Annotated in this window: 10 protein-coding genes; 4 read left to right on the top strand and 6 right to left on the bottom strand. The window is 67.4% G+C overall.

The window, feature by feature from the left end; translation table 11 throughout:
- The first annotated feature begins 237 nt into the window (after positions 1–237).
- A complete protein-coding gene (locus IEQ11_RS17375; protein ID WP_191822336.1) occupies positions 238–1,230 on the top strand; it encodes an aldo/keto reductase in 993 nt (330 codons plus the stop codon).
- A 384-nt stretch (positions 1,231–1,614) separates the two neighbouring features.
- Here the strand turns inward: IEQ11_RS17375 and IEQ11_RS17380 are convergent, their stop codons facing one another.
- Entirely contained in the window at positions 1,615–2,265 is a 651-nt protein-coding gene (locus tag IEQ11_RS17380) for an NAD(P)-dependent oxidoreductase (RefSeq protein ID WP_191822337.1), read from the bottom strand.
- Positions 2,266–2,348: 83 nt separating this feature from the next.
- Between IEQ11_RS17380 and IEQ11_RS17385 the strand changes: the two genes are divergently transcribed.
- A complete protein-coding gene (locus IEQ11_RS17385) occupies positions 2,349–3,248 on the top strand; it encodes a LysR family transcriptional regulator (protein WP_194735151.1) in 900 nt (299 codons plus the stop codon).
- 95 nt (positions 3,249–3,343) lie between these two features.
- Here the strand turns inward: IEQ11_RS17385 and IEQ11_RS17390 are convergent, their stop codons facing one another.
- Positions 3,344–4,258 carry a cyclase family protein gene (locus IEQ11_RS17390; protein ID WP_191822338.1) on the bottom strand — a complete coding sequence of 305 codons (915 nt, stop codon included), beginning with the start codon at positions 4,256–4,258 and terminating at the stop codon, positions 3,344–3,346.
- A 264-nt stretch (positions 4,259–4,522) separates the two neighbouring features.
- Entirely contained in the window at positions 4,523–5,452 is a 930-nt protein-coding gene (locus tag IEQ11_RS17395) for a DMT family transporter (RefSeq protein WP_082124424.1), read from the bottom strand.
- Between the two features lie 335 nt (positions 5,453–5,787).
- Here IEQ11_RS17395 and IEQ11_RS17400 point away from each other — a divergent pair, with 335 nt between their 5' ends.
- Positions 5,788–6,723 (top strand): LysR substrate-binding domain-containing protein, encoded by a 936-nt coding sequence (locus IEQ11_RS17400; protein WP_343226508.1) that lies wholly within the window; start codon positions 5,788–5,790, stop codon positions 6,721–6,723.
- 417 nt (positions 6,724–7,140) lie between these two features.
- Here the strand turns inward: IEQ11_RS17400 and IEQ11_RS17405 are convergent, their stop codons facing one another.
- The 3 genes from IEQ11_RS17405 to IEQ11_RS17415 form a co-directional block, all read right to left on the bottom strand.
- Complete coding sequence (locus IEQ11_RS17405) at positions 7,141–7,710, bottom strand: TfoX/Sxy family protein (RefSeq protein ID WP_191822339.1); 570 nt, start codon at positions 7,708–7,710, stop codon at positions 7,141–7,143.
- A 47-nt stretch (positions 7,711–7,757) separates the two neighbouring features.
- Positions 7,758–10,208: a TonB-dependent receptor plug domain-containing protein gene (locus IEQ11_RS17410; RefSeq protein ID WP_191822340.1), complete on the bottom strand. Its 2,451-nt coding sequence runs from the start codon at positions 10,206–10,208 to the stop codon at positions 7,758–7,760.
- 253 nt (positions 10,209–10,461) lie between these two features.
- Positions 10,462–11,874 (bottom strand): M1 family metallopeptidase, encoded by a 1,413-nt coding sequence (locus IEQ11_RS17415; RefSeq protein WP_191822341.1) that lies wholly within the window; start codon positions 11,872–11,874, stop codon positions 10,462–10,464.
- A 459-nt stretch (positions 11,875–12,333) separates the two neighbouring features.
- Between IEQ11_RS17415 and IEQ11_RS17420 the strand changes: the two genes are divergently transcribed.
- Complete coding sequence (locus tag IEQ11_RS17420) at positions 12,334–13,533, top strand: glycoside hydrolase family 64 protein (protein WP_096415187.1); 1,200 nt, start codon at positions 12,334–12,336, stop codon at positions 13,531–13,533.
- Positions 13,534–14,314 lie beyond the last annotated feature (781 nt).

Genomic DNA, 14,314 nt, shown 5'->3' on the forward strand with positions numbered 1-14,314 from the left:
GGCTTGCGCCGCTCCTACAGTCGGCCTACGTGCCCGCGATGCGACCGGACCCGATGCGATCGCGCGCCGCGAACCTTTCCACCCTCGCCACTCGCGCCGTTGCTACATCCGCCCCCTGTAGGAGCGGCGCAAGCCGCGACCGCGCCAACGCAAGCTCCGGCGCCGCCATCCACCGCCCTCCACTCACCACCCGCCCACCGTCATCGACCACCACACCGAATTCCAACGAGTCCCGCCATGACCACTCGTCGCGATTTCCTCAGCACCGCCTCGCTCGCCGCCACCGGTTTCGCGCTCGCGCCCTTGGCGGCCTGCAGCCAGGAGTCTCCGCCAGCCGCGACCACCACCGCCGCGGCGAGCGCAACCGCCGCGGCGAGCGCAACCGCCGAAACCCCGTTCGTCGGCCCGCTGCTCAAGCGCAAGATCCCGAGCACCGGCGAATCGATCCCGGTGATCGGCATGGGCACCTCGGGCAGTTTCGAAGTCGGCCGCGACGAGGCCGCGCGCGCGCCGCTGCGCGAAGTGCTCAAGCGCTTTGTCGACGCCGGCGCCAGCGTCATCGACACCGCGCCGACCTATTCCAGCGCCGAAGATGCGCTGGGCGACCTGGTGGCCGAAGCCAGGCTGCGCGATCGATTGTTTCTGGCGACCAAGCTGTCGGGCGTCAGCGGCATCGAGGAGGGGCGGCAGCAATTCGGCGAATCGCTGCGTCAGCTGCGCACCGATCGCATCGACCTGTTGCAGGTGCACAACCTGCGCGACACCCGCGTCCAGTTCGCGCTCGCGCGCGAGCTCAAGCAGCAGGGCAAGGTGCGATTGGTCGGCCTGACCCACTACCGCGACGAAGCGCATGCCGAACTGGCCGATGAGATGCGCGCGCTCAAGCCCGACTTCGTGCAGATCAACTATTCGGTGGTGTCGCGCGGGGCGGAGCGGACGATTTTCCCGCTGGCGCGCGAGCTCGGCATCGCGGTGATGGTCAATCGCGCGTTCGAGGACGGGCGCCTGTTCGCCCAGGTCAAAGGCAAGCCGCTGCCGGCCTGGGCGAGCGAGGTCGGCGCGGATTCGTGGGCGCAGTTGTTCTTGAAATTCGTGCTTAGCGAAACGGCGGTGACGGTGGTGATACCGGCGACGTCGAAACCGCGCAACCAGACCGACAATCTGAAGGCCGGGGTTGGGGCGATGCTGGATGCTAAGCAGCGCGAGGCGTTGGTGGTAGCGGTGGGGTGAGCGGCTACGCAACTTTCCTGCCGTCACTCCCGCGAAGGCGGACTCCGTTTTACTTCGGCGCAGCCGAACATCCAGGGTCTTTCGTGCAAGAACGCTTTAAGTCACTGGATTCCCGCGTTCGCGGGAATGACGTTCTGGAAGGATGACGCTGAAGCCTCTGGATCCCCGCCTCCGCGGGGATGACGTTCTTGCAGGATGGCGCTGAAGTCTGTGGCCTTCGTCTTCGCGAGGATGGCGGCTTGCAAGGGAACGACGATAGGTAGCCGCAAATACAAACGCGTCTACCCATCGCTCTTTCCGCAAAATCGGTTCGCCTGGATCGATCTACTGCCTACTGCATCGATTACTTCAGCTCATCAAACCAACCTGCAACCCGGCAACCCATCAATAAGCCACCGTAAACCGCTTACGCGAATGCGCCGGCTGTTCCAGCTCATCGATCATCGCCACCGCATAGTCCTGCACCGAGATGTTGCTCTCGCCCTGCGCGTCGACCAGCAGCTGATCGCCGCCGATGCGGTAACGGCCGGTGCGCTCGCCCGGCACCAGGTGCGCGGCCGGCGACAGGAAGGTCCAGTCCAGGGTCTGCTCCTCGCGCAAGGTGTTCAGCACGCTGCGCATCGCCTCGGCGCCGTCGCGGTATTCGGCCGGGAAACCGGGCTGATCGAGCACCTGCCGGCCCGGCGCGATTTCCAGGCTGCCGGCGCCGCCGACCACGAGCAGGCGCGGCGCGCCGGCCTGCTTCAGGCCCGCGATGATCTGGGCGTAACCGGCGACGGTCTCGGCGCCGAGGTTCGGGTTCTTCCAGCCGCCGGCGTTGAACGAGGCGATCACCGCGTCGCTGCCGCGCACCAAGGCCGCGACGTCAGCCGCATCGCCGCCGTCGATGGTCGCCGCCTTCGCGCTCAGGCCGTCGTGGGCCGGCAAACCGGCGGTGTCGCGGGCAATGGCGGTGACGCGGTGGCCGCGCTGCAGCGCTTCCTGGAGCAGGGCGCGGCCGACGTAACCGGTGGCGCCGATCAGAACGATGTTCATGGGGAACTCCTGAGGTGGGTTGGACGGGATATAGTCTGCTCGCTAACAAGCCAGCCGATAATCCGGCCCTGGACGCTATCACCATGAAGCTGGACTTCACGATAGACCGCCTCAAGCGCATGGCCCTGTTCGCCCGGGTGGTCGAGCTGGGCTCGATGAGCGCGGCCGCGCGCGAGCTCGACATGACCCCGTCCGCGGTCAGCCAGCAGCTGCGCCAGCTGGAGGCCGAGACCGGCGTGGTGCTGCTGCACCGCTCCACCCGCAAGCTCACCACCACCGAAATCGGTCAGGCCTATTACGAGGACTGCGCGGCGATGCTGCACGCCGCGCGCAATGCCGACGGCCGCCTGGGCGATCTGCGCGACGAGCCGCGCGGCGAGTTGCGCATCGCCGTGCCGGTCGGATTCGCCTCGCATCTGGCGCCGGCGCTGGCGCCGTTGCTGCGCGCCTACCCGGCGCTGGCGCTGCGGGTGTTCGCCGACGACCGCCAAATCGACCTGATCGCCGAACGCATCGATCTGGCGATCCGGGTGGGACGGCTGGCCGATTCGAACCTGATCGCGCGGCGCATGGCCGAATGGCGGCACCTGCTGGTGGCCGCGCCCGAGTACGCGCGCGAACACGGCCTGCCGCGGATGCCGGTGGAACTCGCGCAGCATCCGATGCTGATCCTGAGCGTGATGAACCAGCCCGAATACGTCGACATGCATCGCGACGGCGAGCCCGCGCGGCGGGTGCGGGTCGGCGGACGCATCGTCAGCAACAGTTCGCGCACCTTGATGGAGATGATGCTGCAGGGCCTGGGCATCGTGCGCTTGCCCGAACCCGATGCGGCGCCGCTGCTGGCCGACGGCCGCGCGGTGCGGGTGCTGCCGGAGTGGTCGATGCCGCCGCTGGGCGTGTTCGCGGTGACCGCGCAGCGCGATGCGCAGCCGGCGAAGGTGCGCATGGCGATCGCGGCGCTGCAGGCGTATTTGCGGTAGCGATGATTCGGGGCGAGTGATTGCCGCGATCTGAGCGGACAGCGCCGGAGCTTCAGCCCCGACGCTTTTCGATCAGCAATGGTTGGACCTTCGGCTCAGCCAACCGACGCAACAGCACCGGCGACCTTCGCCAAGGCCCGCACCGGAAACGTCCCCATCCCCTTCACCTTCGGCGGCACCGCGCTGAAGCTGAAACCGCTATCGGGCAACGCCCCCAGGTTGCGCAGGTGTTCGACGATCAAGATCCCCGCGCCGAGCAAGGTCGAATGCACCGGCCGCGATTTGCCGCGGGTGTCGTCGATGTTGACCGAGTCGATCCCGACCAGCTTGACCCCGCAGTCGCGCAGCCACCGCGCGGCCGCTTCGGTCAGGAACGGATGGTCGACGCCATAGGCCGGCGTGGCGAAATGCACGTCCCAGCCGGTATGCACCAGCACCGCTCGGCCGCGCAGTTCCAGGTCGCGGAAATGACTGTCGTCGATGGCCCGCACCGACGCCGGCACGCGCACCACGATCGCATCCAGGTCCGCGCAATCTTCCGGCCCGATCTGCGACAAGTCCTTGCCGTCCTCGTAACGATGCGAAGGACAATCGATGTAGGTGCCGGTGTTGGCGACCATGTCGATGCGTCCGATCTGGAACTGGGTGCCTTCCTCGTACAGCTCGCGCGAACGCTCGCGGCTGAGGTAGTCGCAGATATGCGCGGCCGGCATGCCCGGGTAGGTCACCAGGCCGTCTTCGATGGCGTGGCTCAGATCGATGTAGCGGATCTCGCCGCTTTCGATCGCGCCGGCCGTGCGCTTGTGCGCCTCGACCAGGATGGTCTTGTTGAGGATGCGCGCGGGGCCGACCATCAGCAGGCGCAGATCGCGCACGATGTAATCGATCAACTCGGCATCGCCGATGTCGTCGCCGTCGATATCGAGGCGGAAGCCCTGGCCTTGCAGGCCGCCGCCGTTGCTGAACTCGATTTCGAAATCGAATTGGACGCGGTGTTGGGTGGGGGACAAGGGATTCTCCGAAAGACGATTACGATGACGGGCGCCATGAGTCGCCGCGCTATTGGCTCGTCATCCCCGCGAACGCGGGGATCCAGTGACTTTGACGTAACCCGCACGAAAGTCGCTGGATGTTCGGCTACGCCGAAGTAAAGCAGAGCCCGCGTTCGCGGGAATGACGACTGATGATTGGCAGGCTTGCGGCGTGTCTTACTTGGATTCGAATCTCACTCTCTCCGCCATCATGCATACGCACTGATGCGAAAATGGGCCATCCTACTTCGCCGCCCGCTGACTCAACGCCACGCTGCCCAGAATCAACGCAGCCGCCACCAGCATGGTCAGCGTCAGCGGTTCGCCCAGCAGCATCCAGCCCCAGGCCACGCCGAACAACGGCACCAGGTACGTCACCGCGACCGCGCGGCCCGCGCCGATGCGCTGGATCAAGCGGTAGTACATGACGAAGGCGATGCCGGTGCAGAGCACGCCGAGCATCGAAGCGGAGAACCACGACTTGGCCGGGATCGCATGATCGGGCCAGTAGGCGATCGCGAACGGCAGCATCAGCAAGGCCGACGTGCCCAGGGTCGCCGCCGCGACCGCCGCGGCCGGCAGGCCGGTCAGCTGGCGGCGCACCAGGTTGGCGCCGATGCCGTACAGGAACGCCGCGGTGCAGCCGGCCGCGACCGCCCAGCCGATGCTCGCGCCGGCGGTCTTGCCGCTGGCCAGCACGACCACGCCGGCGAACCCGGCCAACAGCGCGATCGCGCGCTGGGTGCCGATCTTCTCGCCGAAGAACAGGAACCCGACCAGGGCGGTGAACAGCACCGCCATCGAATTGGTGATCGCGCCGATCCCGGCCGGCGCGCGCTGCGCGGCCCAGGCGAACAGGATGAAGGGGATCGCCGAATTGATCAGGCCGATCATCGCCAGCTTGGCCCAGATCGCGCCCTTGAACGAGGCCCGCGCCTTCCACAGGAACGGCAGCAAGATCAACGCGCCCAGGCCCAGGCGCATTTCCACCAGCGGCACCGCGCCGAAATCTTTCGCCGCCACCCGCATGAACAGGAACGACGAACCCCAGATCGCGCCGAGGATGGTCAGCTCCAGCGGCGTGCGCCAGCTCTGCACGGTCGCGGCTTCATGGGTCGGCGCGGCGGCGGGCGGCGTATCGGTGGGCAGGCGGAGGGTTGGAGACGTGCTCATGGTGGACCTCGCAAAGCGACTAAGACGATACCGGGCGTGGGGGCGCCGGCTTGCGAATCTGGTTACAGCTTGAAGCGACCGGCGCGGCGGCGATATCCGAATTCCCAACGCCGGCATCGCGTCGCGTCGCGACGTTCGGGGAGCGCGAACTGCTTCCGGTTCGCGTCCTTGCCACTCACCCCGCGGACACTCGCGAGCAACGCTCGAATACACCGAAAACCTGACGTCGACAGCGCGCCTGTTCCGCAACTTGCCGATCCCGCCGCGGCCCCGGATCCGGCCCTGACGACAATCTGGCTTTTCCCTGAGGCCTATTCTGACTGGCCGTCAAAGTCATGCAAGCGCATACTTTCGAACCCAGCCACAAATATTACTCAAGGCTCGATATGGCGCTCAGAGCGGACTGGCTGCCGGCCCTGGCGGCGTTCGAAGCGGCGGCGCGGCATCAGAATTTCGCCCACGCCGCCGAGGAGCTGCACCTGACCGCCAGCGCGGTCAGCCACCACGTGCGCAAGCTCGAAAGCCGGCTCGGCCTGAGCCTGTTCCAGCGCCACGCGCGCGGGGTCGCGCTGACCGACCAGGGCCGCCAGCTCGCCGATGCCGCCGGCACCGCGCTGGCCGACATGGACGGCGTGCTGCGCAGCCTGCGACTGGCGCGCGAGGAGCGCGACCGGGTCCGCATCACCACCCTGCACTCGCTGGCCTACACCTGGCTGCTGCCGCGCCTGGGCGGGTTCACCCGCGCCCATCCGCACATCCAGTTGCGGGTCGACACCGAGATCGCGCTGACCCGTTTCGACGACAGCGGCCCGGACCTCGGCGTACGCCACGGCGCGGGACATTGGCCGGGGCTGACCGCGCATCACTTGATGGACGACGCCTTGTTCCCGGTCGCCTCGCCGGCGTTTCCCGGCATCGATCAGGTCACCGAGCCGGCGCAGATCGCCGAACTGCCGCTGATCGCCGATCAGGCGCGGCAAGGCTGGCACGACTGGTTCCGCACCGCCGACGTGCACGGACGCAAGCTCGAGGAGCGCTACATCTTCAGCAACACCACCGACGCGATGATGGCGGCCGCGCAAGGCATCGGCGTGGCGCTGGCGCGCGAGCAGATCGTGGTGCCGTACCTGCGCTCGGGCCAGCTGATCCGTCTGCCCGGCCCGGCGATGCCGGCGCGCTGGGGCTATTACGCGATCTATCCCTCGCACCGTCGGCTGCGGCCGGCGGCGCAGGCGTTTCTGGATTGGTTGCTGGCGGTGGACAAGCGCTGAGATTGCGTCGGCAACCGCGTCGTCGATAGCCGCGGGTTGCTGGACGAGTGTTTCTGCTTGTCATCCACGCGAAGGCGAGCGCTCGCCTACTTCGCCGCAGTCGAACATCCAGCGACTTCGAATCAAGACCATCGCCCAAGCGACATTCGCCGATCCACCTCACCGCCTGCCGTCATTGCCGCGAAGGCGGGTATCCGGGGCTCCACCGAGGCATGACTCTGAAGCCTCTGGATCCCCGCCTTCGCGGGGATGACGAGCAAAGCAGAAGCCTCGATTTGAGCGTCGTCGCGAATCTCTCCCGGCGTCATCCCCGCGAAGGCGGGCATCCGGGGCTTCACCGAGGCATGGCGCTGAAGTCTCTGGATCCCCGCCTTCGCGGGGATGACGGCTAAAAGCAAACAGCGCGAAAGAAACCCGTCATCGGCGCTTGGCGTCGGGCTTCGTGGGCTTTGTTGTTGCGGACCTGGCTTTCTTGGGCCTGGATTTTTCGAGTCTGGCTTTCCCGGGCTTGGCGTTCTCGGACTTGCCTTTCGCAAGATTGGCTTTCGCGACGCCAGACTTGCCTGCTGCGACGCTCGCCGACTTGGCTGACGCAGACTTCGCTTTCGCCGGCCGGGTTTTGACCGGCCCGGCTTTACGTGCCCCGACCTTCGACGCCGCCGCATTCGCCTTACGCAATGCCGCCTCGTAAGCCAGCACCAGCCACGGCCTCATATCCTGCGGCGACTCCATCGCCGCCTCCGGCACCGACCAGTAACTGGTCGGCACCGTCTCGCCGCGCCGTGTGTACAGGAAAGGTCCGCTGTCGGCCGCGCGGAAACGTTCGCGGCTCTGATCGTCGACCTTCAGATACAGCACCTCATCGGAGATCAATCCGATCATCACGCCATCGTGGTAGATGCCGTAACCGCCGAACATCCGGCGCGCGCTGAGCGCGCCGAAGTCCGCGGCCACGTCCTGCAGGTGGGCGATAAGATCGGCGCTCATGGCCTGGATCTTATCGCCGTTGTCGCCGCCGCGTCAGCGCCGCGCGATCAGAACTTATGCCACAGGCGCACGAAGTACGCGGTGCCGTTCAAACCGAACTGGACGCTGTCGAAGACGTGGCCGTTGTCGGTTTCGTCCGGGTTCTGCCGGCTCGGCTTGACGTTGAACAGGTTGGTTGCGCCGACAGTGAGCTTGGTGTTGTCGCTGAAGGCGTAGGTCACGCTCAGATCGGCCGAGCTCCTGGACTTGTAGCGCGCGTTCGGCACGCCGGCCGCGGTGCCCGAGAACGTGCCCAGGGTCTGCGGGCCGAAGTAGATCAGCTTGAGGTTGCCGTCCCAGGCGCCGCGCGACAGATCGAAGCCGAGCACGGCCTTGGACTTCGGCGCGCCCTGCTCGATGAACAAGCGTTCGCGCTCGGACAGCAGCACGTCTTCGCGACCGACCAGCGCCGGCGGCGCGTGGATCGCGTTGACCTTGGTGCGGTTGAGGTTCAAGGCGAAGAAGGTGCCGAGCTTGAAATCGCTGCCCAGTTCGCGTTCGTTGTTGAAGGTGAAGTCCACGCCTTCGGTGCGGGTATCGACCGAGTTGACGAAGAACTGCGCCTGGCCGACGCCGAGCGAATCCAGGATCGAGCCGATGGTCGGATCGGTGGTGTCGAAGCGGCCGCTGAGCACGATGCGGTCGTCGATGTCGATGCGGTACGCGTCCAAGGTCAGCGACGTGTCGGCGGTCGGCGACCAGGTCAGGCCGAGGGTGTAGTTGCGCGACTTCTCCTTGGTCAGCAGCGGCAGGCCGGCGGCGTTGGCGATGGTGCCGCCGTTGGGCGCGATCACCACGTCGACCGGCTCGCCGTTGACGAAGTCGGTGATGGTCGAAGAGAAGTACTTCTGCTGCAGCGACGGCGCGCGGAAGCCGGTGCTGGCCGAGGCGCGGAACATCAAGGTGTCGGTGGCGCGGAAACCGGCGGCGAGCTTGCCGGTGGTGGTCTTGCCGAAATCGCTGTAGTCCTCGTAGCGCACCGCCACGCCGGCGGTGAAGCGATCGGTGAAGTCGGCCTCGAGGTCGGCATAGGCGGCCCAGCTGTCGCGGCTGTGGCTGCCGGCATCGCCGGGCTGGAAGCCCGGGAAACCCTGGCTGCCGGCGTTGCCGCCGACGCCCACGCCGTCGGCGTCGATGTAGGAACCCGGCTCGCCGGCGAAGATCTTGTACTTCTCGTCGCGACGTTCCAGGCCGAAGGCCACGTTGAGTCCGTTGAACACCTGATCGTAGAAACGGTTGATGTCGAGGTTGACGGTGTTCTGTTCGAACGAGAACCCGCCGGCGTTGAAGCTGCGCGCGCTCACGCCCTGGCCGCCGTTGAGCAGATCAAGATTGGCCAGCGAAGCGTTGAGGGTGTTGTTGATGGTGTAGCGCAGCTTGTTGTAGCCGTGGGTGTAGGACAGGTCGGCGTTCCATTCGCCCAGGCTGCCGCGCAGGCCGAGGATGCCGAAGCGGTCGTCGAGCTCGCCGTCGATGAAGGGCACGAAGCCGTCGGGGTACATCGCCGCCGAGTTGCGCGAGGGGATGTCTTCCGAACCCAGGCCGTCGCGCGCGAACGCCGCCGAGGACGCGTCGCGTTTCTGCACGCCGAGGGTGAAGTACAGGTCGAGGTTTTCGGTCAGCGGCTTGTCGCCGTTGAGGAACAAAGTCTCGTTGCGGACCTTCGAGTCGCCGATGATGCGCGGGCTGCCGGCCGGTTCGGAGCGGTCGGAACGGCCGCGGTCCTGCCACTCGCCGGTGATGCCGAGGCTGCCGTCGCTGCCCAGGCCGAAGCCGCAGTACGCGCTGGCCAGCCAGTTCTCGCCGTCGCCCTTGGAGTACTGGCCGTAGCCGGCGACCGCTTCGCAGCCCTTGCGCTTCTTCAGCGAGATGTTCATGACGCCCGCGATCGCGTCCGAGCCGTACTGCGCGGCGGCGCCGTCGCGCAGGATCTCGACGCTGTCGATCGCCATCAGCGGAATGGTGTTGAGGTCGGTGCCGGTGTTGCCGCGATTGCGCGCGCCGAACAGGTTGAGCAGCGCGGTGGTGTGGTGGCGCTTGCCGTTGACCAGCACCAGGGTCTGGTCCGAACCCAGGCCGCGCAGCGCGGCCGAGTCGACCAGGTCGGCGCCGTCGGCGCCGCTCTGGCGGGTCGAGTTGAACGAGGGCGCGGCGTATTGCAGCGACTGGGCGAGGTCGAATTGGGCGCCTTCCTCGGCATTCTTGGCCATCGGCAGCACGTCGACCGGCGAGATCGAGGTGGTGTCGGAGGAACGTTGGCTGCGCCGCGAGCCGAGCACCGAGACCGTCTCCAGGGTGCGCGCCTCGCTGGCCGGCGCCGGCGCCGGGGCGGCGTCCTGGGCGTCCTGGGCCAGTGCGGTGCCGGCGAACAAGCCGCTGACCAGCGCTAGCGCGCAGGCGCTGTAGAGGCTGGCGCGGTGCAGGCGGGCACGGCGGGGGGCGAGGCGGAGCTGGGTCATGGCGTGATTCCTTGCGGGTCTGGCTGGGGCGATCGCCTAGCCTAAAGCCAACACGCCTGTTTGCGCACAGCGTCCGAGCCGAAAACGTGAAATGTGATGCAGGCACGGCCCGATCGCCGCGGTGCCACACCCCCGACTGTAGGAGCGGCGCGAGCCGCGACCGCGAATCCTCGCCATCGTCGCAGGCCAGATGTCGCGGTCGCGGCTCACGCCGCTCCTACCCTGGGATCGCGTCGCCTCGATAGGCCGGCGCCTATTTCGCCATCCCCTCGCCCGACTCCACCCAGCGCGCGAAGAACCCCGACAGATCGCGCCCGCTCGCGCGCTCCATCGCCTGGCGGAAATCCGAGGTCACCACCGAATGGCCGTAATGCGCGCGGGTGTAGGCGCGGATGCCGCGCCAGAACGCGCGCTCGCCGAGCTCTTCGCGCAGCAGATGCAGGACGTAGGCGCCCTTCTGATACACCACCGCGCGATCGTCGGCGCTGGGCCGCGACCACGAGGCATACACCAGGGCGTGGTCCTTGCCGTCGGCGCGCAGCTTGTCCAGTCGTCGCTTCCACTGCTCGACCCGCTCGCGATAACTGTCCTCGCCGAAACGATGCTGCATGTACGCGGCCGCCATGAAATTGGCGAAGGCTTCGTTGAGCCAGAAGTGGCCCCACTCGCGGCAGGTGATGCGATTGCCCCACCACTGGTGGGCGATCTCGTGCGCGATCAGCGACTGCGCTTCGGGCTTGTCCAGCACTTCGCGGCCATAGGCCTCCGACATCAGCGAAAACCCGTCCAGTTCCTGGCCGATGGTCTTGGCCACCAGCGCCTGGGTGTACGGGCCGCGATACCGGATGCCGGCGCGGCGGCCGAAGAAACGCAGCATGTCGGCGCTGTCGGCGAACACCCGGCGCAGTTGCGCGCTGTCCAGATCGCCCGACAGATAGCGCAGGTCGCCGTTCTCGCCGCTGCCGCTGGCCTCGTTGTAGCGGCCGGCGGCGAAGCCGTAGACATAACTCGGCATTGCCTGGTCCTGACGCCAGCGGTACGAATCGCGACGCCCACCGAGCGCCGACTTCGCCACCAGCCGACCGTTGCCGACCGCCTTGAGGCCGCTGGGCACGGTCAGGGTCAGGTCCAGGGTCGCGCGTTCGGACGGGGCATCGATGCACACCAGCCATTGGCTGGTGGAGAAGATGGTGTAGACCTCGTTGCGCTCGGGATGAAATTCCAATCCATGCCGCGGCGCGCCGTGGTAGGCGATGTCGATCTCGCGGCGCTCGCCCGCGACCGTCGGCGCCGGCAGGCGGATGCGCAGGCGCTTGTCGATCTTTTCGAAACCCAGCGCCTTGCCGTGCTCGCGCACCGCGTCGATCTCCAGATCGCCGGCATCGAATTCGATCGACTGCGCGCCGCCGCTGCGCATCGCCAGCCGGATCGCGACCTCGCCGCGCAGCGTGCGGGCGGCGATGTCGGGTTCGATGCGCGCGGTGTAATGCAGCACGTCGAGGTTGGCGCCGGCGCGTTCGGTCGGCGTCTGCGCGGAGGCCGAGAAACTCAGCGCCAGCGCGGCCCAGGCCAGCGCCGCGGCTACGTGGCGACTCAATGTGCGGGCCGCGCCGCGGCAGGCTGCGCGCGACGAACGCGGCGCGGTGAAGCTTGGTGCATCGTGCATATCCACTCCGTTCTACCCCTCGCGGCGCGCATCCTGGCGCGGCGCGGTCCAGATATCGATCGATCCGGGCGTCGATGATCGCCGATGTCGGCACGCGGCTGAACCCCGGCCGTTCATGAAGCAGCACGCGGCGCCGGGATCGCGCGCGAGCGGACCGATCCGGCAAGGCATCGGCGCGGTCGATTTCCGACCGCTGTTCAGCATTGCGCATCCGCGCGCGCGGCCCGCCCGTTCATGCTTGCCGATCTGCGTCCCCGATCACTGACAGCGCTGTCAGCAATAGGACATGGTGCGGGCCGTGAGCGCAGGCGCGCGGGCGATCGCGTCGCGGGCGATCACGCCCATCCACGTCAAGCTCTCATGCTTTTCGCGGTGCATTGCGCGCCGCCCCGACCTATCCGGCCCGATGGCCGACTTCGGGAAAGCCCAGGGGCTTGCCTCGCTCAGGAGCCCCATCACATGGTCACTCGCCGCAAATTCCTCGGTGCCTCGGCCGCCGCGCTCGCCGCCGGCGTCGCCGGTCCGCTGGTGTCGCGCTCGGCCCTCGCCGCCACGCCCGCGCGCTTCACCCTCAACCTGGTCAACGCCTCGGGACAGAACACCGCCTACGCCTACGTGGTCGGGTTCTCCAACAACCAGCCGCTGTTCGTGCGCGCCGACGGCAGCAGCTATTACCCGCCCTCGCCCTCGTCGCCGGTCACGCCGCTCGCCGTGGATTGCGCGATCCCGCTCGGCGGCCAGGGCTCGTCGACGCGCGTGGCGGTGCCGCGCATGTACGGCGCGCGCATCTACGTGGTCACCGGCAGCAAGCTCAACTTCTACGTCAATCCCGGCCCGGCCGTGGTCCATCCGAGTTTCCTCAACACCAGCGACACCAATTTCCAGAAGAACTGGACCTTCGCCGAGTTCACCTTCAACGAGTGGGAACTGTTTTCCAACATCAGCTACGTCGATTTCGTCGCCGCGCCGCTGGGCCTGTCGTTGCGTTCGTTGTCGGGCCGGGTCGAGACCATTCCCGGCCTGCCGGCCGGTTCGCTCGATCCGATCTGCTACGCGTTGCAACAGCAGGCGACGCAGGAAGGTTCGGCCTGGAATTCGCTGATCCAGCGCGGCAGCGACGGCCGCAACCTGCGCGCGATGAGCGCGCATTACCAGGCCAGCCGGTTCCAGAATTATCTCAGCGGCTACATCAACTCGGTCTGGAGCAAGTACGCGTCCAACACCTTGACCGTCGACACCCAGTCCGGCTTCGGCGTGTTGACCGCGCGGGTCGGCGGCGACGGCCTGCTGCGTTTCAACAACGGCGAAACCTTCGCCCGCCCGAGCACCGCCGACGTGCTCAGCTGCGACAGCGGCCCCTTCAGCCTGGCCGGCGCCAGCGAGGTGCGCAAGGCGATCATTCCGCGCCTGGCCGCGGCGCTCAATCGCACCACCTTGCTCGACAACGCCAACCAGCCGCAGGGCGAAGTCGCCAGCCGCTTCTACCGCAACCCGCAGACCAACCACTACGCGCGCCTGGTCCACGAGCGCCTGCCCGACAACCGCGGCTACGCGTTCCCGTACGACGACGTGTCGCCCAGCGGCGGCCAGGATTTCAGCGGCGCGGCGCGTTCGGGCGATCCCGATACGTTGACGGTGACGGTGCGCGCGTTGCGGTGAACGGTCGCGGTGCGTCGCCGCCATGGGGCGCGCGGCGCATCGCGGTTGCCGTGCGTACAGAGCCGCGCATAGGCGACGGTTCCTTTTACCTGTATCGACAACACGCGACATAGCCATGATCGCGCCCTGTAGGAGCTGCGTGAGCTGCGACCGCGACATCGGGCTTACGACGCAAACGCGGTGGCGCGGTCGCGGCTCACGCCGCTCCTACAATTGGCCTGCGGCGATGCCGCAACTACTATCGTCTATGCCGACATCACACGCGACGTAGCCACGGTCACGCCCTGTAGGAGCTGCGTGAGCTGCGACCGCGACATCAGGCTTACGACGCAACCGCGGTGGCGCGGTCGCGGCTCACGCCGCTCCTACAGTCGGCTCGCGGCGATGCGGCAACTGCTGTCGTCTATGTCGACATCACACGCGACGTAGCCACGGTCCCGCCCTGTAGGAGCTGCGCGAGCTGCGATCGCGCGTTGTAGGAGCTGCGCGAGCTGCGACCGCGACATCGGGCTTACGACGCAACCGCGGTGTCGCGGTCGCGGTTCGCGCCGCTCCTACAGTCGGCCTGCGGCGATGCCGCAACTGCTGTCGTCCATGCGGACATCACACGCGACATAGCCACGGTCGCGCCCTGTAGGAGCTGCGCAAGCTGCGACCGCGACATCAGGCTTACGACGCAGCCGCGGTGGCGCGGTCGCGGCTCGCCCCGCTCCTACAGTCGGCCTGCGGCGATACCGCAACTGCTGTCGTCCATGGGGACATCACGCGCGATGTAGCTGCG

This window comes from Lysobacter capsici, assembly GCF_014779555.2.
Lineage (GTDB): Bacteria > Pseudomonadota > Gammaproteobacteria > Xanthomonadales > Xanthomonadaceae > Lysobacter > Lysobacter capsici.